The sequence below is a fragment of the Rathayibacter caricis DSM 15933 genome (assembly GCF_003044275.1).
In the GTDB taxonomy this organism is placed as follows: domain Bacteria; phylum Actinomycetota; class Actinomycetes; order Actinomycetales; family Microbacteriaceae; genus Rathayibacter; species Rathayibacter caricis.
The window spans coordinates 2,959,583-2,978,838 of sequence record NZ_PZPL01000001.1; the positions used below are offsets into that span (position 1 = coordinate 2,959,583).

Consider the following 19,256-nt stretch of genomic DNA (forward strand, 5'->3'; position numbering starts at 1 on the left):
GCTCTTGTGCGTTGAGGGCGCACATGCTCTCCGGGTGAGCGTCGGCCGTGCGGAATCCGGAAACCCGCCCGACACGTCCGACCGGTACGGTGAGAGGGTCCGCCTCCGCCGAGCCGGATCGACCGGCCGCCGCGGAGCGAGCGGCCTCTGCAGGAAGAGAAGCCATGTCCCCCCACGACGACGCCGCGGGTCGCGCATCCTCCACCTCCTCCTCCCTCCGGCGGCGGACCATCGTCGGCGGGGCGCTCTCCGGTGCTCTCGCGCTGGGAGCCGCGACGCTTCCCGCCACGGCCGCCTCCGCAGCTCCGATCCGCGGTCTGCCCGGCGAGATCAGCCGCAAGATCAACGTGCCGACGCAGAACAAGCGCGTGCTCTACGACAACCTCGTCGTCTCCATCGGCGGCGACTCGGCACGGATCTTCATCCCGCAGAGCGTGAAGCCGAACCAGACGACCCCGGTGCCGGTCATCTGGTTCATCCACTCGGCGCAGGCCGACCACAACTCGCTGAACAGCGTCTTCAAGTACCCCGCCGAGCTGGCGGTCGAGAAGGGCGCGATCGCGATCTGCCAGACCCTCGGCGGCACGCTCTGGACGAACGACACGGCGCAGGGCCACCAGCGCAACGGCTACGCCTACCTGTCCGGCCTGTTCCCGATCCGCGCGAGCTACATGTGGTCGCTGTCGGCCGGCGGAGCGCTCGCCTGCGAGAACTACGGCTCCAAGGTCATCCCCGGCATCAACGGCCTCTACCTCGTCAACGGCGTCTACGACCTCCGCGACATCCACGACCGCTCGCTCCGCGGCCGGATCTCGATCGGCGACGCCTTCGGCAGCACCGCGCAGATCGACGCGCACAACCCCAAGCGCCTGCCCTCCTCCGCGTGGGCCGGGACGAACATCCGCGTGGTCGTCTCCGATGCCGACCACGTCGACACGAGCGTCCCGCCGACGCTGCACGGCCTCGCTCTCGTCGCCAAGGCGAAGTCGACGGCCAAGGAGGCGAGCGTGCGCTACCACACGCTCGGCCACAACCCGCCGTCGTGGGCCAATCAAGACGGCATCGACGCCATCTTCCGCTGGCACGCCGCGCTCGGGACGACCACCCCGCCCACGACGACGCCCGTGGCCGTCCCGGCCCCGGTGGCCCGATGGGACTTCGCGCAGACGTCCGGCCCCTTCACCGCCTCCAACGGCGCGTTCCCGCTCTCGCAGATCGGATCGACCGCGGCGGCGACGATCGCGACCCCCTTCGGCCGCGGGCTCGCCCTCAAGGGCTCCTCGGCCCTCGCGGTGCCGAAGGCCTCGGTCGGCGCGCTCAACCGTGGCGCGGGCTCCGGCAAGGTCACCGTCGCCGCGTGGGTGCGGCAGAACGACCCGAACACCGGCTGCGTCGCCGGCGTGTGGAGCGACTCCGCGGGCGCGGCGGGCCGCTCCTACGGCCTCTTCTACGACGTGAGCAGCTATGGTGGCGCGGATCGCGCCTGCTTCTACGTCTCCCGCTCGGGAGGAGCCACGCCGGGCTACCCGTATCCGCGCGACTACTCCGCGACGAAGACGCTCATGACTCCCGGGGTCTGGCAGCTCCACGTCGGCACCTACGACGGCGCCGTCGCGACCAGCTACCTCAACGGTGTCGCCTCCGCGTACCCGTCGTTCACCGACTCCACCGGGGCGACCTACGCGCGGAACCCCTACGCCTTCAGCTCCGGCCTCAACCCCCTGCCGGCCGACTTCACCGTCGGCGCGAGCCGGACCGGCGGCGTGCTCGGCAACTTCGCGATCGCGGACGTGGCGCGGCTGCGGGTCTGGGACGTCGCCCTGACGGCCGCGCAGGTCAAGGCGATCTACACCCAGGAGTCGGCCCTCCTCTGAGCCGTCCGGCCGACCGGCAGGACCGCTGCAGTGGCGGTCCTGCCGGTCGCCACGAACGGGGGCCAGGCGGGTCGACCACCCTCCACCAGACTGACTGCATGCCGACTCCGACCGCTCCGCGCGGCCTCATCACGCAGTTCTCCCTCGTCGACGCCCTGCTCGCCGGTCTCTTCGACGGAGTCGTGACGCGCGCCGAAGTCGACGCCGCCGGCGACTTCGGTCTGGGCTGCGGCGACCGGATGGACGGCGAGCTGGTGATCCTCGACGGCGTCCACCGGGTGTTCCGCGGCGACGGCTCGGTCGCGGTGCTCGCACCGGACGACCGCGTGGCCTTCGCCGAGGTCTCCCGCTTCGAGGCCGATGTCGCGGTCCCTCTGCACGACGTACCGTCGCTGGACGGCCTGCTGGTGGCCGTCCGGAGCCTCGTCGCGAGCCACAACGTCTTCCTCGGCCTCCGCGTCCGGGGGAGCTTCGACCGCCTGACCCTGCGTCAGCCGATCGCGCAGGTGAAGCCGTACCTCCGTCTCGCCGACGCGATGCACGACCAGCGCGAGCTGCACCTCGACCGCGTCGAGGGCACACTGCTCGGCTTCGTCGCGCCGAAGGCGTTCCAGGGCATCAGCGTGGCCGGTCTGCACACCCACTTCGTCGACGTCACCGGCACACTCGGCGGCCACGTCCTCGCCGTCTCGGGTCTCGCCGGCACGCTCGAGGTCGAGCAGTACGGCGGCATCACCGTGCGGCTGCCGGAGTCGGAGGACTACCTCGCCGCGGACCTCGACGAGGACGCGGCGGTCTCGGACGCCGCCATCCGCGCGGTCGAGTCCGATCACGCCCGCTGACCGCCGCGCCTACCCTGGACCCATGCCCTCCCTTCGCGACGTCCACGCCGTCATCGATCGTCTCTGGCCCGAGGCCGCCGCCGAGAGCTGGGACGCACCCGGCCTCGTGACCGGTGACCCCGACTCCTCCGTGGAGCGGATCCTGCTCACGGTCGACGTCGTGTCCGACACCGTGCGCGAGGCGGTCGGCGGCGGCTACCAGCTGCTCGTCGCGCACCACCCGCTCCTCCTGCGCGGCGTGACCTCGATCGCCGAGGACGGCTACAAGGGGAGGCTGCTCGCCGACCTGATCCGCGGCGGCTGCGCCCTGGTCTCGGCGCACACGAACGCCGACATCGTCGCCGACGGGGTGTCGGACGTGATCGCGACCCGCCTCGGCCTGACGGGAGCCACGCCGATCGTGCCCGGCGCCGATCCGGCGGTGGGGCTGGGACGCGTGGGCGAACTGCCCGAGGAGGTGACCCTCGGCCGGCTCGCGGCGGCCGTGGCCGATCTGCTGCCCGCCACCGCCGGGGGAGTGCGCGCCGCCGGAGGGTACGAGACGGCCGTGCGCCGCGTGTCGCTCTGCGGCGGAGCCGGTGACTCCCTCCTGGACGCCCCCGCCGTGCGGACGAGCGACGTCTACATCACGGCCGACCTCCGGCACCACCCGGCGTCGGAGGCGCGCGAGAAGGCCCTCCACGGCACCGGCCCGGCACTCATCGACGTCTCGCACTGGGCGAGCGAGTGGCTCTGGCTCGACGTCGCCGCCGCTGCTCTCCGCGAGGCACTGCCGACCGTCGCGGTCGACGTCAGCGAGACACGCACCGATCCGTGGGATTTCGCGATCGTCCACTGAGCACGGCGCGACACGCGAGAATGGACCCGGCACGACCTCCTGTGCCGGGAACGAGGACCGCGACGTGAAAGCCAGCCCCGCCGACCAGCGCGAGCTACTGACCCTGCAGACTCTCGACACGCGAGGCGCGCAGCTGCGCCACGCGATCGCCACGCTGCCGCAGATCGCGAAGATCCAGGCCCTGCAGGCGCGCAACAACGAGACCCGCCGAACCCTCGCCGAGCGTCTCGGTCGTCTCGAGGACGTCCGCACCGAACTGGGCCGGATCGAGTCCGACGTCGGCGTGGTCGAGAAGCGGCTCGCCCGCGACCGCGACCGCCTGCAGACCGCCTCGTCGGCGAAGGACATCGCCGCTCTCGAGGGCGAGATCACTTCGCTGGTGAAGCGACGCGGCGACCTCGAGGACATCGAGCTGACCCTGATGGAGCGCATCGAGGGCATCGACGCCGAGGTCGCCGCCGCTCAGGCTGAGCGCGACGAGGTCGTCGCCGCACTCGACACCCTCGCCGAGGAGAAGGACGCCCAGGCCGAGAAGCTGGCGGGCAAGCAGGACGCGCTCGCCCGCGACCGCGCCGCGCTCGTCGAGAAGATCCCCGTCGACCTCGTCGAGCTCTACGAGACGCAGCGCGCCCGCTACGGGGTCGGAGCCGCCCTCCTGCGCGGCAAGGTGTCCGAGGGCAGCGGAGTCGCTCTGACCGAGTCCGATCTGTCGTGGATCCGCGCGAGCGCTCCCGACGACGTCGTGCTCTGCCCGGACAGCGGCTGCATCCTCGTCCGCGGGGACGAGTCGACGCTCGCCTGAGCCCGGCCTACACTGGACGGGCGAACGGGTCGGCAAGACGGCCGCGTCGCCGGAGCGAGAGCGCCGGCGCCGAGGAACGTCCGGGCTCCGCAGAGCAGGGCGGTGGGCAACACCCACCCGGGGCGACCCGCGAGACAGTGCCACAGAGAACAGACCGCCACGGGCCCCGGCCCGCGGTAAGGGTGAAACGGTGGTGTAAGAGACCACCAGGGGCCGGAGTGATCCGGTCCGCTCGGTAAACCTCGCCCGGAGCAAGGTCAGACAGAGGACGATGCGGCTGCTCGTCGGGTCCTCGGGTAGACCGCTGGAGGGTCGCGGCGACGCGACTCCGAGAGAGATGGCCGTCCAGCGCCCGCCGAGAGGCGCGGCGTGAACAGAACCCGGCGTATCAGCCGGCCCCTTCGCACGAAGACCCCGCAGCATCCGGTGCTGCGGGGTCTTCGACGTTCGAGGCGGGACGCTCAGGAGTGGACGCCGCCTCCGGCGAGTGCGGCAGCCCCGAGGATCCCCGCGTTGTTGCGGAGTTCTGCAGGCACGATGGGGGTCCGGAGGTCCAGCAGCGGCAGGAACTCCTTGTAGTGCTTCGAGATGCCGCCGCCGACGATGAAGAGGTCGGGCCAGAGAAGCGCCTCGAGGTGGGAGTAGTAGCGCTGGAGCCGCTTCGCCCAGTGCTTGTAGTCGAGGTCCTCGCGCTCCTTGGCGGCGAAGGACGCCTTCTTCTCGTAGTCGCCGCCGTGGATCTCGAGGTGGCCCAGCTCGGCGTTGGGGATGAGCACGCCGTTGTAGATCTGAGCGGTGCCGATGCCGGTGCCGAGGGTGGTCATCAGCACGAGCCCCGGCTTGTCCTTCGCCGCGCCGAACCGCGCCTCGGCGTAGCCGGCAGCGTCGGCGTCGTTCACGAAGAAGATGTCGCGGCCGATCGCGTCCTCGAACAGCTTCTCGGCCTCGAGGCCGATCCACTCGTCCGAGACGTTGGCCGCGGACATCGTCCTGCCGTGCACGACGGCGGCCGGGAAGCAGATGCCCACCGGGGTGTCGGCAGCCACGTCCGGAAGGGCGTCGATGATCTGCGTGACGACGGCGATGATGTCCTTCGGCCGTCCGCCCTCGGGGGTCGCGAGCTTCACGCGCTCGCTGAGGAGGGCGCCTGCATCGAGGTCGACGAACGCGCCCTTGATCCCGGTCCCACCGATGTCGATGCCGATGGCCGTCGTCGATGAAGTCATACCGGTCATGCTAGCGAAGCGCGCCCGACGGCTCCCCGGCGACCGAGCGTAGGATCGGCGCCATGGCTGACGGCGACGAGACCTCCTGGTGGTACAACTCCAAGACCGGTGCGGTGGAGCAGGGGTACCAGTCCCCGTCCGTCGACCGCGTCGGACCCTTCTCCTCCCGCGAGGAGGCGGCGGCGGCTCCGGAGCGACTCCGCGAGAACAGCCGGAAGTGGGCCGAGGAGGAGGCCGCGGAGGACCGCTGAGCCCGGCTACTCGTAGCTGTGCTCGGGGCCGGGGTACTCCCCGGACTCGACGTCCTCACGGTAGGCGGTGACCGCCCCGGTGAGCACGCCCCGCAGGTCGGCGTACTGCTTGACGAAGCGGGGGACGCGGCCGGTGGTGAAGCCGGCGAAGTCCGTCCAGACGAGCAGCTGACCGTCCACGTGCGGTCCGGCACCCACTCCGATCGTCGGGATGCGGAGCTCCTCGGTGACCCGGCGGGCCGCCTCGCTCGGCACCATCTCGAGCACGACAGCGAACGCGCCGGCCTCCTCCACCGCGCGAGCGTCGGCGAGCAGCTGCTCGAGGCCCTCGCCTCGCCCCTGCACGATGTGGCCGCCCAGTCCGTGCTCGCTCTGCGGAGTGAAGCCGATGTGCGCCATCACGGGGATGCCCGCGTCGACGATCCGGCGGATCTGCTCGGCCGAGCGCACCCCGCCCTCGAGCTTGACCGCGTGGGCATGCGTCTCCTTCATGAAGCGGAACGCCGTGTGCAGTGCGTCGTCCGGGCCCGACTCGTAGGAGCCGAACGGCATGTCGGCGACGACGAAGGCCCGCTCCACCGCTCCGGCGACCGCACGCGCGAAGGGGATCAGCTCGTCGACCGTGACCGGGAGGGTCGTGTCGTAGCCGAGCACGTTGTTGCCGGCGGAGTCGCCCACCAGGAGGAAGTCGATGCCCGCCTCGTCGAAGATCCGCGCGGTGAGCTGGTCGTAGCTCGTCAGACCCGTGATCCGGACACCGGAGTCCTTCGCGTTCTGGAAGTGGCGGGTTCGAACGCGTTTCACGGGCTGCGCTGACATGCGCGCCAGTCTACCGGCGGGGCGGCGCACGGCCCGGGCCCCTGCGCACCGCCCCGCGGACGGTGAGCGGAGCCACTAGCCTTAGAGCCGAGCAGGAAGGGCCTCGATGGACAAGCAAAGGGACTTCGTTCTTCGCACCATTGAAGAGCGAGGGATCAAATTCGTTCGCCTCTGGTTCACGGACGTCGTCGGCACTCTGAAGTCGGTCGCGATCGCGCCGGCGGAGGTCGAGGGGGCGTTCGCCGAGGGCCTCGGTTTCGACGGATCGGCCATCGAGGGTCTGACCCGCTCGTTCGAGGCCGACGTGCTCGCGCACCCGGATCCGTCGACCTTCCAGATCCTCCCGTGGCGCGGCGAGATCGATCCGACCGCGCGCATGTTCTGCGACATCACGACTCCCGACGGCCAGCCCGCCGTCGCCGACCCGCGCAACGTGCTGAAGCGGACGCTCGCCAAGGCCGCCGAGCGAGGGTTCACGTTCTACACGCACCCCGAGATCGAGTTCTACCTGTTGAAGTCGTCGACCTTCGGCGCGGAGGGCCCCGAGCCCGTCGACTCCGCCGGCTACTTCGACAACGTCCCCGGTGGCACCGCGCACGACTTCCGCCGCCGGTCGGTGCGGATGCTCGAGGACCTCGGGATCTCGGTCGAGTTCAGCCACCACGAGGCGGGGCCCGGCCAGAACGAGATCGACCTGCGCTACGCGGACGCCCTCACGACCGCCGACAACATCATGACGTTCCGCACGGTCATCAAGGAGGTGGCGATCGAGCAGGGCGTCTACGCGACCTTCATGCCCAAGCCCCTCTCCGGCCACCCCGGATCGGGCATGCACACCCACCTCTCGCTCTTCGAGGGCGACGTCAACGTGTTCTACGAGCAGGGCGCGCAGTACCAGCTGTCGAAGCTGGGGCGTCAGTTCATCGCGGGACTGCTCAAGCACGCCCCCGAGATCACGGCGGTCACCAACCAGTTCGTGAACTCCTACAAGCGACTCTGGGGCGGCGACGAGGCCCCCAGCTACGTCTCGTGGGGCCACAACAACCGCTCCGCTCTCGTGCGCGTGCCGCTGTACAAGCCGAACAAGGGCCAGTCCTCGCGCATCGAGTACCGCGCTCTCGACTCGGCCGCCAACCCCTACCTCGCCTACTCGCTGCTGCTGGCCGCGGGACTCAAGGGCATCGAGGAGGGCTACGAGCTCCCCGCCGAGGCCGAGGACAACGTCTGGTCGCTCACCGACGCCGAGCGCCGCGCCCTCGGCTACAGCCCGCTGCCGGCGAGCCTCGACCGCGCCATCTCGCTGATGGAGGAGTCGGAGCTGGTCGCCGAGACGCTCGGCGAGCAGGTGTTCAACTTCGTGCTGCTCAACAAGCGGAAGGACTGGGCCGAGTACCGCGCCCAGGTCACTCCGTACGAGCTGCGCAGCAACCTCGAGATGCTCTGATCCGCTCGTCGCATGGCTCGCGAACGCACGCTCAGTGACATCGCGCGCCTCGGTTTCGCCGAGCTCGGCGAGACCGGGGCGCGGATCGCGGAGGCGGAGCGGCTCGCCGGGCGGTCCCTGGGCTCCGTCGTTCCGGCGTTCGCGTCGGTCGCGGACCCGGATGCGGCGCTCCAGGCGCTGATCGATCTCCTTCGCAGCCACCGCGATCGGATGGACGCCGTCCTCGCCGACGACGACGCCCTCGTCCGGCTCCTGAAGGTCACGGGGGCGTCCTCGGGCATCGCCGACTTCCTGCAGCGGCGTCCGGACGAGTTGCGGAGCCTCCTCGATCCGGTCCTCACCCTGCCCGGCCGTGCCGAGCTCCGCGACGACCTCCTCGAGTCCGTGGGCGCCGTCGACGGTTTCGCGGCGGTCGGCGAGGAGGCCGGCTGGGTCGCGCTCCGCGTCCGCTACCGGCGACTCCTGACCCGCATCGCCGTGCACGACCTGTCGCAGGCCGATCCGGTCGCCGCGATCGACCGGGTGACCCGGGCCCTCGCCGACCTCGCGGGCGCGGCCCTGGAGGCCTCTCTCGCCGTGGCCCGGGCCGATCTCGTCGCCGGAGTCGGTCCGGGCCGCTTCACGCGCGACGAGGTCGCCGCGACCCGCCTCGCGGTCATCGGGATGGGCAAGGCCGGGGCGCACGAGCTCAACTACGTCAGTGACGTCGACGTCATCTTCGTCGCCGAGGGCGACCCCGAGCACGAGCTGTCGAACGCGCGGGCGATCGACATCGCGACCCGGCTGGCCGTCCTCCTCATGCGCGGCGCTTCTGCGTTGGCGGTCGAGCCCGAGCTCTGGGAGGTCGACCCGAACCTGCGGCCCGAGGGCAAGCAGGGCGCTCTGGTGCGCACGCTCGAGTCGCACGTCACGTACTACGACCGCTGGGCGAAGAGCTGGGAGTTCCAGGCCCTGCTGAAAGCCCGTCCGCTCGCGGGCGACGTCGGGCTCGGTCAGGCCTACGTCGACGCGGTCGCTCCGAAGGTCTGGTCGAGCGCGTCGCGCGAGAACTTCGTCGAATCGGTGCAGCGGATGCGCGAGCGCGTCACCGAGCACATCCCGCAGAACGACGTGCACTACCAGCTCAAGCTCGGCCCCGGCGGCCTGCGCGACATCGAGTTCACCGTCCAGCTCCTGCAGCTCGTGCACGGGCAGACGGACGACGAGATCCACATGCCCGGCACGCTCCTCGCACTCGGCGCACTCGCCGACCGCGGCTACATCGGACGCTCCGCCGCCGACGAGTTCTCGAAGGACTACCGCGCGCTCCGCCTGCTCGAGCACCGCCTGCAGCTCCGCCGGCTCCGCCGCACGCATCTCATGCCCCGCGACGAGCACGAGCTGCGGACCCTGGCGCGCTCGAGCGGTCTCGCGCGGTCCGCCGAGGAGCTCCTCGTCCTCTGGAACGGCATCAAGCACCGCGTCCGGGGCCTGCACGAGCGCCTCTTCTACCGCCCGCTGCTCTCGGCCGTCGCGTCGCTCCCGGACGGCGGGGCCGAGCTCTCGACCGGGCAGGCGGAGGCACGGCTCGCCGCCATCGGCTTCACCGACGCCCGCGGTGCGCTCGGCCACATCGCCGCGATGACCTCCGGAGTCTCGCGCCGCGCCAGCATCCAGCGGCACCTGGTCCCGGTGATGCTGCAGTGGTTCGCCGACGGCGCCGATCCGGACTACGGGCTGCTCGCCTTCCGGCGACTGAGCGACACCCTCGGCGGCACGCCCTGGTTCCTGCGCATGCTGCGCGACTCCTCCGGTGCCGCGAAGCGACTCACCACGGTGCTGTCCGGCTCCCGCTACGTCGGCGAGCTGCTCGACCGCATCCCGGAGTCCGCCGCCTGGCTGGAGGACGACGACGACCTCCGTCCGCGCAGCGCCGCCCAGCTGGCCGAGGAGGTCCGCGCGGTCCTAGCCCGTCACGACACTCCGGAGGCCGTCGCGGGCGTCTTGCGCGCCATGCGCCGACGCGAGGTCCTGCGGACGGCCGTCGGCGGCGTCCTCGGCCTGAGCACCATCGAGCAGATCGCGCAGAGCCTCACCGATATCATCTCGGCGCTGCTGACCGGTGTGCTGGCGTCGGTGCGCCGCGCGAGCGCCGACCGCCCGGGCGCCGACCTCGAGTTCGCCGTCATCGGGATGGGCCGCTACGGGGGAGCGGAGCTCGGCTTCGGCTCGGACGCCGACGTCGTGTACGTGCAGCGCCCCGGCACGGGGGAGCCGCGCGACGCCCAGCTCTCTGCGCAGTTCCTCGTCTCAGAACTCGTCCGCCTCACCGAGGACTCACGGCTGCCCTTGGACCTCGACGCGGATCTGAGGCCGGAGGGGAAGAACGGCCTGCTCGTGCGCTCGCTCGACTCCTACCGCGCCTACTACGCGCGCTGGTCACTGACGTGGGAGGCGCAGGCGCTCCTCCGAGCCCGCGGGGTCGCCGGCGACGAGGCGCTGATCCGCGACTTCGCCGCCCTCGCGGACGGCATCCGCTACCCGTCCGCGATCTCGGACCGCGACATCCGCGAGGTGAAGCGGATCAAGGCGCGCGTCGAGAACGAGCGCCTGCCGCAGGGCGCCGACCCGAAGCGCCACCTCAAGCTGGGCCGCGGCTCGCTGAGCGACGTCGAGTGGCTCGTGCAGCTCCTCCAGCTGCAGCACGCGCACGCGATCCCGGAGCTGCGCACGACGTCGACCCTGACGGCTCTGCGCGTGGCCGAGGAGGCGGAGCTGCTGTCGGCGAGCGACGCCGAGCGGCTCCGCGCCGCCTGGCTGCTCTCCTCCCGGGTGCGCTCGGCGATGACGCTCTGGTCGAACCGGACGAGCGACGTGCTCCCGACCGACAGGATGCAGCTCGAGGGCGTCGCCCGACTCCTCGAGTACCCGGCCGGCTCCGCCACGCAGCTCGAGGACGACTACCTCGGGGTCACCCGGCGCGCCCGCGCGGTCTTCGAGCGTCGTTTCTACGGTCCGGCCGACGGCGAGTCGACCACCCGCTGAGCCGCTCCGGGAACGACGGAGGGCCGCCCTCCCGAAGGAGAGCGGCCCTCTGCGATCCGACGTGGATCGTGCCGAGTCGGCTCAGACGCCGTAGTACAGCTCGAACTTCCCGTCGGTGATTGCCGGTGGTAGGCGACGGTCGGAATCAGCGTGATTTCGGGGATCTGGTGGTGGTGCGCGGTTGTCGCTGAGTGGCCATAATCGGGACTCTTGCGGACTGGCTGCGGACTAGCGGTAGAGCGCCGCCATGCTCTCGACCGCGGCTCGACGCCTCTCCTGCGAGGACGACGACTTGTACCCGCGGGTCATCTGCGACGACGAGTGTCCGATCAGCTCCGTGATGAGGTCTTCTGGAACGCCCGCTTCGTAAAGCATGTCGACGGCTGCGTGTCTGAGATCGTGAAGTCGGATGGGCTTCGTGATCCCGAGCTCTTTCCGCAGGTCGATCCAGCGACGTGATGCCCAGTCGGGGTCGATGGGGTTGCCTACGGAGTTCACGAAGACGAGACCGTTCCGAGGAATGGGGTTCGTTCGGATGTGCCGAAGAAGAACCGATCGCAGCGGCTCGATGAGCGGCACGTATCGCACGCCCGCCGAGGACTTGGGCCGAGTCAGGTAGAGAGAGCCGTAGACGTGGCGGTGCTCGAAGGTGGCAGGCAGAGTCACGTGGCGCTGCGGGCAGGCACCCGCGCGCCACCCTGAAGGGCAGGCAGTTGCGCCGGCACAACCGTGCTTCCAGGGGAAGCGCTGTAGCTGCCAGGACAGCTCGAGGCTCTCGCCGACTCGGTCGAGCTCGAGCCCGAGGATCTCGCCGCGGCGGGCGCCGGTGAACAGGAGCGTCGCCCACAGCGCTCCGTCCGGGCGCGAGACGAGTCCGCGGAAGGCAGATGCCGCCTCGTTCGCGGTCAACGTTGAAAGCTTGCTCGCCGCCTTCCTGGGCGGGTGCATGCGCTCCGCTGGGTTTCGTTCGAGAACCTCTTCGCGGACGGCGTCGCCAAAGCACACGGCCATGACTCGGTGCGTGTGGAGGGCACTGCTCGGTGAGCGCCCGAGGTCGAGTACGGACGTCTCGACCGCCCGGAGATGGGAGGGGGACAGCGTCTCGAGCGGGACCGAGCCGATTGCGGGGACGATGTGGAGTCGGACGGCGCTCTCGTACGCCTCGAACGTTTTCGGCTTCACGCGCCGGCGTGCGATCGTCTCAAGCCAATGCGCCGACCAGGACTCGACCGTCCAGGGGAGATCGGTCGCCGCTACCGACTCGCGCAGGAACGCAAGGCGACGGGCCTCGCGATCCGAGCCGATCTGCTCAGACATCGCGGCGACTGCAGCTCGCGCAAACGCCTCGTCCCTGCTGCGTACGACTTTTCGGCGCCGCTTGCCGTCGCTCGAGACCAGCTCGACCGTCGCAGTCCAGTAGCCGCGTGCGTCGAGGAAGAGGGCCCCGGTGCCGCGTGGGCGTCGCGGCATCCCGGATTGGTGATCGGTCATGCAGGACAGCGTCGTCGCCCTGCCGGTCGAGCGCTAGCTACGGCGCCACGCGAGGAACGCTCGCGCGGCATCGGAGAGGCTGTCCCCGCCACCGACGACGAGCTCGTCGCGCGTGACACACACGAACGTCGGCACGCCCTGGTAGTCGACGAGTCTGATCCAGCCGAGCTCCTCGCGCTTGTCGCCCATCCGCCACTCGCCGGGGGTGACGGAGCGGGAGACCATGCTCATCGGGGTCCAGTGGTGCGCCATGTCGGTGATCGTCGCGGGGACCACTGACACGCCAGTCCGTCATCGCTATGCTCCGAGAAACAGCTTGGGGGTCAAGGGTGAAGAGGTTCGCGCCGGTCGTTCTGGTCGTGCTACTGCTGACAGGGTGCGCGGCGTCATCGACCACGTATGCCAGTCCGCAGGATCTTCAAGAGGCTTACTCGGATGCGGGCGGCACGTGCGACGACGCTACTGACGTTCCGGAGTCGATGACTTCCGAGGGTACGCATGGCGTGTTCTGCGAGGACGCCACGATGCTCCTCGTGTTCGATGACGAGACCGCCCAGAATCGATACGTGGCTCGGATTGGTGAGAGCGATGCTGCTCGATTGACTGGCAGCCGATGGATGGCGATCGCGATCAGTGACGAGGTAGATCTCGACAAATTCACGGGCAAGCTCGGGGGCGAAGTACAGAAGTAGGCCCTCGAACGTCTGAACCCGACGCGACCATTTTTGGGCCTGGGTGTTGGTGCTCTGCACACGCAGAAACGCCCCCTCGCCGCTCCCGAAGGAGTAGCGAGGGGGCGTTCGTGTCAGCCGGCTGCGGGCTCGGTGTCGACGGCGGTGACGTGTCGGCCGGAGTAGCCGCGGACGTAGACCTCGGCTGCGGCGGCGGCCTGTTCGGGGGTGTCGGCGGTGGCGACGGTCGACTCGTTGTAGTCGGCGTCGGCGGGGTCGGTCAGAGCGATGATGTAGGCGGGCATGATGGGTTCTCCGTTCAGGCGATGGCGTAGGCGGACATGAGGGCGTCCTGGTTCTCGGTGCGTGCGGGTGCGGTGAGCGCGCTGGTGTAGAGCACGAGCTCGTACCAGCGGATGCGGGTGTAGACGCCGCCCTGCAGCGCGAACAGGAAGTTCACGCCGCCGGAGTTGGCGTTGTTCGCGCCGATGTCCTCGGGGTTCGCGTTGACGGCGAGCGAGGATGGTGCACCGGGCGCGTAGACGGCGGTGAGGACGGTGCGTTCGGTCGTGGCTCGGACGGTGCCGACCTCGGTGCCGGAGTTCGCGGTCCAGTAGCCCTGCGCGTTCACCGCGAGCTCCTGACGGGGCGAGCCCGCGACGTTGTTCGTGTAGATGGTCGAGCCGTGGAGGATGCGCTTCCCAGAGGGGAGGGAGGGGATCGCGAGGACGTAGGACGCGGTGAGAGCAGTACCGATGCCGCCGCTGTAGAGGAGGGCGTCGTTGACGCCGTCGCTCTCGAGGTACTTGTATCCGTCGGCGTCGACTCGGAGGGTGAATCCGTTGGTGCCGGTGAGGTTGGTACCTCCGGTGACTGCGTTGTTCCAGGGGGTGACGATCGATCCGATGGGGGCGTCGATGTCGGCGGCGCGGTAGCGGGCGACGTAGCCGGTGGCGAGGGCGGGAATGTCCACGGTGGGCAGGTAGGCGGCGTATTCGCCAGTGGGGTTGCCGGTGAGGATCGTGTCGATGGAGGACATGGGGCTCCTAGGTTCCTGAGGTGGCCGTGCCGACGTGGCCGCCGGTCGGGGTGGTGGGTGCGGTGGGTGCGGTGTAGACGGTCGTGACGGACCCGGGGTGGATGTTCGTGCCGCGCGTGAACGCCAGATCCTTGAGCTTCGACTCGATGGCGGAGGCGATGAACGCGGAGCCCTTGTCGGAGGGGTGCTTGCGTCCGGTGATGCCGTCTCCGCCGTCGTCGGAGAGCATCGTGGCCGTGTCCCAGCCGGGCGCAAGGTCGAGGAACTGCACGGTCGGGAACGTCGCGCAGATCGCCGCGAGCTCGCCCTTCCACGAGGCGAGATCCGCGAGGTACCCCGGGTAGTCAGTCGTGGCGGGGGCGACGGGCGGCTCACCGAGGACGAGGACGGTGATCGGCTCCGGGTGCGGGATTCGGTAGGAGTCCACCGTGAGCGACGCGCCCGACGTGTGCGTGACGCGGACAGTGTGAGTGCCGGCGCTGCGGCCGCGGATGGAGAACACGGCGATGCAGTCCTGCGCAGTCGGCTGCGTCAGGTCGAGCGTGCCGACGGTGGTCCCGTCGACCGCGATCGTCGCGACTCCCGCGCCCGCCGCTCGAGCGACGAGAAACACGTCCACGCCGTTCCCGAGCGCGGTGCCACCGATATCCACGTAGCTGAACTCCGCGAAGGCGTTGGCCGTCGTCGTCGTCCACCTCGAGCCCGACGTCGACCCGGGAGTCGCGCCCGCCGTCGAGGTCGCGGTGCCCGCAGCGAGCTCCTTCGTCCAGCCCGCCGAGTACACCCACTGCGCGAGCGTGGACGCGCCGAGGGAGCGGGCGGTGAGCGCCGCCAGCGTGGCACGCCAGGCGTACAGGTAGCCGCGCTTGGACGCCGCCGACCCCTGAAAGAGGGTCAAGTCGTTGACCGTGCACACGACCGAAGCGACGCCCTTCGAGTACGTCTGCCACGCCCACTTGTTCGTCGTCGTCGCCGCGCTCGATGCCGGCTGGATCAGCAGGTTTGAGATGTCGCCGATCGTCCGGCCGGCGACGCCCTTCTGCGCGACGACCGCGAGCCCCATTCGCCGCTGGACCCGGTCGAACCAGCGTGCCGAGTAGCCGCCCGAGACGGTCCCGATCATCGCGTTCGCGGCGATGACCGTCCCGTTGGACTGCCCACCCGTACCAGTCGCCCAGGAATGCCCGAAGTCATACCACGCGAGGCCCTCGAGCGACGGCGCGGGAGCCTGCGGGATCGGCGTGCTGATCGGTCCGAGATGAGAGGCGATGTAGGCGAGCATCGCGTCGTCGGGGATGCCGAAGATGCGCAAATCCTTTCGGATGCCGAACACGACCCGGTTCCCGATGGACCAGGTGCGCAGCCAGGACTTGGACGTCCTGCGGCGGGTGAGCTCGCCGAGGACGTTCAGCGCGCCGAAGACGTAGAGGACCGCGTCCTGCCCGACAGCGAGGATCAGCTTCGTCTTCGCCGCGTTCATCACGCGCGCCAGGTACCGGCCCGACTTTCCGAGTCGCGGAAGCCTCGGTGAGGCATTCAGTTCGTTCTCGACCGCGCCGACCGCAGCCTCCGCGGCTGCGAGACCAGCCGATGCGGTCACGTCCGGGTGCTCGGCCAGCGCCTCGACGAACTGAGCGCGTACGGCCGCCTGTGTGCGAGTGCCAGCCTTCTCGATCAGAGTCGCCGCAGTGCCATCGCTCATCGCCTCCAGCTCGCCGACGAGGGTCATATTGTGCGCCATCAACGGCTCCACTCGGCGATGTCGTCTTCATGGGCGGTGATCGTGATGCGGCCGTCGCCGATCGTCTTCAGCCAGACGGTGCCGGGACCGAGTTCGGGGGGCGGGGTCGGTCCGACCCAGAGGTTGGTGACGCGTGTTGAGGGCATGAGTGGTTCCTTTCGTGAATGAAACGGCCCCCGCCTGGATGGCGAGGGCCTACAGATTTCTGTGGGGAGAGAAGGGCGCACGCCCCGGTGGGCAACCGCCTCGAGAGGCTCGAGGAAGTGGGGGCAGGGGGTCCTCCGGATTTTTTGAACCCTTCGCACCCCCGAGCTCCCACCCCGGCGGTGCGATCGCTAGGGCACCTGAGGACTCCCCGCTCCGGGGTGGAAGCGCGCGACCATCGGGCGCCTAGCGGGTCGCGAGGTGGGCTCGCACCTGCGCCTGCTTGGCGAAGCGGATGGCGCTGGTGGTGATGCGTGCGGCGATCTGTTCGGCCTGCTCGATGAGCTCGCCCGCCTTGTCGTAGTCGTCGCCAGTGCCTGCTGTGTTCGCGAGGATGGCGTGCGCTGTCGCGATCTCGTAAGTGCTGTCGTCGGGGTGGGTGTGGTTGAGCGCGTCGATCTGGGTGAAGAGCTTCTCGGCTGCTGTTCGGTGCTGTGTGGGTGTCATTGCTGGTGTCCTTTCGGGTGTGGGGTCAGGGTCGGTAGCCGCTGCGCATGCGTGCGCGTGCGTGCGCTTCGCTCCGTCGGTTGAGGTCGGAGGGCATGATGCGGAACGGCTCGGCTTCGGGTGCGGGTCCGCCTGTCAGGTAGGCGTCACGGGCCTGCGTCTTGTGCTCGATGGTGTTCGGGGTTGGGGCGCCGGTGATGTACTCGGCCGCGGCTCGCTCCTGGTCGAACTCTTCGAACGTCGGCACCCAGGGCTCGAGGTCGGTGCACGCGAGCACGAGGCGGTAGGTGCTGTCGATGTCTTTGTCGAACACTGGTGAGGCCGTACCGCTGACGAGCCATTCCCGATACTCGAGAAGGTTCGGGCGGCTGCTCGTCGGGATCTCTCGCGCGGCCTCGCGGCGTCGTTCGATCCAGTGGGGGACGACGTCGGCGGATCGCCGGAAGTGGGCTGAGTGGGCGATCTGGTCGGTGCTGAGGGTGGTGCTGCTCTGATCGAACGCGGCGTCCATCAGCTCTGTCTGAACCTGGCGGATTTCGCGGTAGCGGGGTTCGAGAGCGGTGACGGTCTGCCAGGACGTGATGGCCTCGCTGTTGCCGAGGATGGCGGTTGCCGGGCTGGTGATTCCCGCGAGGTTGTTCGCCTCTGCTCGCACCTTGTCGGCGAGGGTGGCCAGCTCTCCGGCGAGGTACGCGAACGCCGCTTCGGTCGTGTACTCGTTGAGGAGCCCGCGAGTGTCGGAGTAGTTCGAGGCCACGGAGTTGAGTGCGTGCATCCGGGCGACCGCTAGAGCATCGATCCGGTCGGCTTCGATGATCGGCGCCGCGATGTCGTCGGGCACGGGCTTGCCCGCGAGGAGGAGCGCTTCGATCTTCTGCTCGACCGTGGCGACGGCGGCGGGCCGGGTCAAGGTCGCTCGCGCCGGAGATCCTGCGGGGAGCAGCACGCTTACTCCGAGCTGCCGCATGATGCCGTTGCGGATGTCCCAGCCGGGGATGAGCGAGTAGGCGACGTCGCGGACGCTGGTCGGCTTGCTCTTCGCTGCGGTCATGCGCGCTCTCCCGTCTGCGGCTTGGGGTGCTTCTGCTCGTACAGGGCGCGTCCCGACTCGACAGTCCCCGGAGGTCGCTTCTCGTAGGGCTCGTGAGTGGGGCTGGGATCGGCGTGGAAGCCGGAGCGTCCGTTGCGCTCGGCGAACATGCGCCGGCCGGCCTCGATGCCCTTGCTGGGTTCAGTCATTGGTGGTCTCTTCCGTTGCGACCGGGAGTCCGGTCGGGTTGATCTGGACGTAGCCGGCGCCGCGGAGTGCGGTGACGACGTGTGTTGCGAGCTCCGAGAGGATGTCGCTGCGCGCGGCTCTCTCGGCTTGGAGTCGGGATTCGTGTCCGCGGGCGAGCGAGCGCCACCGGTCACGGTCGACGGTCATCTCCTCGAGCGGGTCGCTCATCGGTGTGACGCCTTGCCGCCAGCGCTGTTGTTGCAGCGGACGCACGACGGTCCGCGATATCGAGTGCGGTCATCGTCGTCGTGATCAAGTGCCCACGGCTCACCCGCGGCGATCACGCGACCGCAGCGGGAGCAGGGGGTCATGCCGAGCGCGACGATCGGAGCCCACTCGGCGCGGAGGGCGACGTGAGCCGCCCCGTAGCCCCGCTCTGCGGAGGTGCCGCGCGCCTTTTCCTTCTCCTTGCGGTGCGCAGGGCAGTGACCCGACGTGGGCACGAGAGTCGCGCATCCCGAGGTACTGCAGACGCGCATCAGCCCGCTACCTCAATCGGCACGGCGCATCCCCGACCGCTGATACTTCGAGAGCAGATCCTCTTTCTTCTTCGCGCGATTGCGCCAGAGATCGACCTCCGCGCGAAGATCTCGATTCTCCTTCTCGAGGATCGAGAGTCGAATCGCGGTGAGATCCGGTGTGGTCATGCTTCCCCCTCCATCTGCCGATAGGAGGGGTCTGCACACGTGAGGTGCTCGCCTTGGTTCCCCTTAATCCTCATAGTCTTTTCCTCCGTTGTTCCTCAGTTGTTCCTATGGGGTACAGTCCGCGTACCCCTGGAAGTACGTTCCGCGTACCCCTGAGGGGTACGTATCCCGTACCTGCCAGGGGTACGCATTCCGTACCCCATGAGCGGTTCTCCACAGGCGCCAGGGGTACGCATTCCGTACCCCTGATCGGTCACGCAACCTTGCCGAAACGGAGCACGTACTCCGCTCGGTTCCCGGCTTGGCCCCGTCTCGTTCTCTCGATCGCGCCCGACTTCACGAGGCCCTGGGTTGCGATCTTCACGCGCTGGAACGCCGCCTCGCGGTCGAGGGTGGCTTCCGCGGCGTTGGCGTCGAACGGCTGCGGCTCGTCCGGCACGAGGCGCCCCAAGCCGTAGGCCGATTCCTCACGCGCGGCGAAGTACCGAGGGGGCTTGTCCTGATCCATCGCCTTGAGTGACATCCAGATGAGCAAACGCAACTCGTTCGCCTTCAACTCGTTCTCGGCCGCGAAGAGGAACGCCTTCCCCACAAGCTGCGCTCCCATCAGCCCCCCA

Annotated in this window: 22 protein-coding genes and 1 other RNA gene; 9 read left to right on the top strand and 14 right to left on the bottom strand. The window is 69.5% G+C overall.

What is annotated here, in order from left to right; all coding sequences use genetic code 11:
- Positions 1-164: 164 nt before the first annotated feature.
- The 5 genes from C1I63_RS13760 to rnpB all read left to right on the top strand — a co-directional run bounded on the left by C1I63_RS13760 (position 165) and on the right by rnpB (position 4,760).
- On the top strand, positions 165-1,874 hold the full coding sequence (locus C1I63_RS13760; protein WP_055792338.1) for a LamG-like jellyroll fold domain-containing protein: 1,710 nt from the start codon (positions 165-167) through the stop codon (positions 1,872-1,874).
- Positions 1,875-1,972: 98 nt separating this feature from the next.
- Positions 1,973-2,716, top strand: coding sequence for an acetolactate decarboxylase (locus tag C1I63_RS13765; protein WP_107575141.1), 744 nt, complete (start codon positions 1,973-1,975; stop codon positions 2,714-2,716).
- Between the two features lie 22 nt (positions 2,717-2,738).
- Entirely contained in the window at positions 2,739-3,554 is an 816-nt protein-coding gene (locus tag C1I63_RS13770) for a Nif3-like dinuclear metal center hexameric protein (protein ID WP_107575142.1), read from the top strand.
- Between the two features lie 64 nt (positions 3,555-3,618).
- The gene (locus tag C1I63_RS13775; protein WP_055792330.1) at positions 3,619-4,356 is read left to right on the top strand and encodes a zinc ribbon domain-containing protein; all 738 of its coding nucleotides are present in this window, start codon (positions 3,619-3,621) and stop codon (positions 4,354-4,356) included.
- A 25-nt stretch (positions 4,357-4,381) separates the two neighbouring features.
- An RNA gene (gene rnpB, locus C1I63_RS13780) (RNase P RNA component class A) lies at positions 4,382-4,760 on the top strand.
- Between the two features lie 57 nt (positions 4,761-4,817).
- Here rnpB and ppgK read toward each other — a convergent pair.
- On the bottom strand, positions 4,818-5,582 hold the full coding sequence (gene ppgK, locus C1I63_RS13785; RefSeq protein WP_055792327.1) for a polyphosphate--glucose phosphotransferase: 765 nt from the start codon (positions 5,580-5,582) through the stop codon (positions 4,818-4,820).
- A gap of 62 nt (positions 5,583-5,644) precedes the next feature.
- On the opposite strand from ppgK, the gene C1I63_RS13790 reads away from it, so the two are divergent.
- A complete protein-coding gene (locus tag C1I63_RS13790; RefSeq protein ID WP_055792325.1) occupies positions 5,645-5,833 on the top strand; it encodes a hypothetical protein in 189 nt (62 codons plus the stop codon).
- Positions 5,834-5,839: 6 nt separating this feature from the next.
- Here the strand turns inward: C1I63_RS13790 and panB are convergent, their stop codons facing one another.
- Entirely contained in the window at positions 5,840-6,652 is an 813-nt protein-coding gene (gene panB, locus C1I63_RS13795; protein ID WP_055792322.1) for a 3-methyl-2-oxobutanoate hydroxymethyltransferase, read from the bottom strand.
- 106 nt (positions 6,653-6,758) lie between these two features.
- On the opposite strand from panB, the gene C1I63_RS13800 reads away from it, so the two are divergent.
- Together C1I63_RS13800 and C1I63_RS13805 are read left to right on the top strand one after the other, a co-directional pair.
- Positions 6,759-8,096: a glutamine synthetase family protein gene (locus tag C1I63_RS13800; RefSeq protein WP_055792319.1), complete on the top strand. Its 1,338-nt coding sequence runs from the start codon at positions 6,759-6,761 to the stop codon at positions 8,094-8,096.
- Between the two features lie 12 nt (positions 8,097-8,108).
- Positions 8,109-11,120 (top strand): bifunctional [glutamine synthetase] adenylyltransferase/[glutamine synthetase]-adenylyl-L-tyrosine phosphorylase, encoded by a 3,012-nt coding sequence (locus C1I63_RS13805; RefSeq protein WP_107575143.1) that lies wholly within the window; start codon positions 8,109-8,111, stop codon positions 11,118-11,120.
- A gap of 228 nt (positions 11,121-11,348) precedes the next feature.
- On the opposite strand, the gene C1I63_RS13810 is transcribed toward C1I63_RS13805, so the two are convergent.
- A complete protein-coding gene (locus tag C1I63_RS13810) occupies positions 11,349-12,611 on the bottom strand; it encodes a tyrosine-type recombinase/integrase (RefSeq protein WP_107575144.1) in 1,263 nt (420 codons plus the stop codon).
- A 33-nt stretch (positions 12,612-12,644) separates the two neighbouring features.
- Complete coding sequence (locus C1I63_RS13815) at positions 12,645-12,893, bottom strand: hypothetical protein (protein WP_146168468.1); 249 nt, start codon at positions 12,891-12,893, stop codon at positions 12,645-12,647.
- A 47-nt stretch (positions 12,894-12,940) separates the two neighbouring features.
- Between C1I63_RS13815 and C1I63_RS13820 the strand changes: the two genes are divergently transcribed.
- Complete coding sequence (locus C1I63_RS13820; protein ID WP_107575146.1) at positions 12,941-13,303, top strand: hypothetical protein; 363 nt, start codon at positions 12,941-12,943, stop codon at positions 13,301-13,303.
- 113 nt (positions 13,304-13,416) lie between these two features.
- On the opposite strand, the gene C1I63_RS19820 is transcribed toward C1I63_RS13820, so the two are convergent.
- The 10 genes from C1I63_RS19820 to C1I63_RS13855 all read right to left on the bottom strand — a co-directional run bounded on the left by C1I63_RS19820 (position 13,417) and on the right by C1I63_RS13855 (position 19,246).
- Entirely contained in the window at positions 13,417-13,587 is a 171-nt protein-coding gene (locus C1I63_RS19820; RefSeq protein ID WP_170116388.1) for a hypothetical protein, read from the bottom strand.
- A gap of 14 nt (positions 13,588-13,601) precedes the next feature.
- Positions 13,602-14,321 carry a hypothetical protein gene (locus tag C1I63_RS13825; protein WP_107575147.1) on the bottom strand — a complete coding sequence of 240 codons (720 nt, stop codon included), beginning with the start codon at positions 14,319-14,321 and terminating at the stop codon, positions 13,602-13,604.
- Between the two features lie 7 nt (positions 14,322-14,328).
- Positions 14,329-16,062, bottom strand: a complete 1,734-nt coding sequence (locus tag C1I63_RS13830) for an SGNH/GDSL hydrolase family protein (RefSeq protein ID WP_146168469.1) — start codon at positions 16,060-16,062, stop codon at positions 14,329-14,331.
- On the bottom strand, positions 16,062-16,208 hold the full coding sequence (locus C1I63_RS19825) for a hypothetical protein (RefSeq protein ID WP_170116389.1): 147 nt from the start codon (positions 16,206-16,208) through the stop codon (positions 16,062-16,064). Before C1I63_RS19825 ends, C1I63_RS13830 begins: the two co-directional genes overlap by 1 nt.
- Before the next feature lie 244 nt (positions 16,209-16,452).
- Positions 16,453-16,713: a hypothetical protein gene (locus C1I63_RS13835; protein WP_107575149.1), complete on the bottom strand. Its 261-nt coding sequence runs from the start codon at positions 16,711-16,713 to the stop codon at positions 16,453-16,455.
- Between the two features lie 25 nt (positions 16,714-16,738).
- Positions 16,739-17,764, bottom strand: coding sequence for a hypothetical protein (locus C1I63_RS13840; RefSeq protein ID WP_107575150.1), 1,026 nt, complete (start codon positions 17,762-17,764; stop codon positions 16,739-16,741).
- Positions 17,761-17,952: a hypothetical protein gene (locus C1I63_RS13845; protein WP_107575151.1), complete on the bottom strand. Its 192-nt coding sequence runs from the start codon at positions 17,950-17,952 to the stop codon at positions 17,761-17,763. The genes C1I63_RS13840 and C1I63_RS13845 overlap by 4 nt, the downstream gene beginning before the upstream one ends.
- Complete coding sequence (locus C1I63_RS13850) at positions 17,945-18,160, bottom strand: hypothetical protein (protein ID WP_107575152.1); 216 nt, start codon at positions 18,158-18,160, stop codon at positions 17,945-17,947. The genes C1I63_RS13845 and C1I63_RS13850 overlap by 8 nt, the downstream gene beginning before the upstream one ends.
- Positions 18,161-18,483: 323 nt before the next feature.
- Positions 18,484-18,639 (bottom strand): hypothetical protein, encoded by a 156-nt coding sequence (locus C1I63_RS19830; protein ID WP_170116390.1) that lies wholly within the window; start codon positions 18,637-18,639, stop codon positions 18,484-18,486.
- A gap of 253 nt (positions 18,640-18,892) precedes the next feature.
- Positions 18,893-19,246 carry a hypothetical protein gene (locus C1I63_RS13855; protein WP_107575153.1) on the bottom strand — a complete coding sequence of 118 codons (354 nt, stop codon included), beginning with the start codon at positions 19,244-19,246 and terminating at the stop codon, positions 18,893-18,895.
- Positions 19,247-19,256 lie beyond the last annotated feature (10 nt).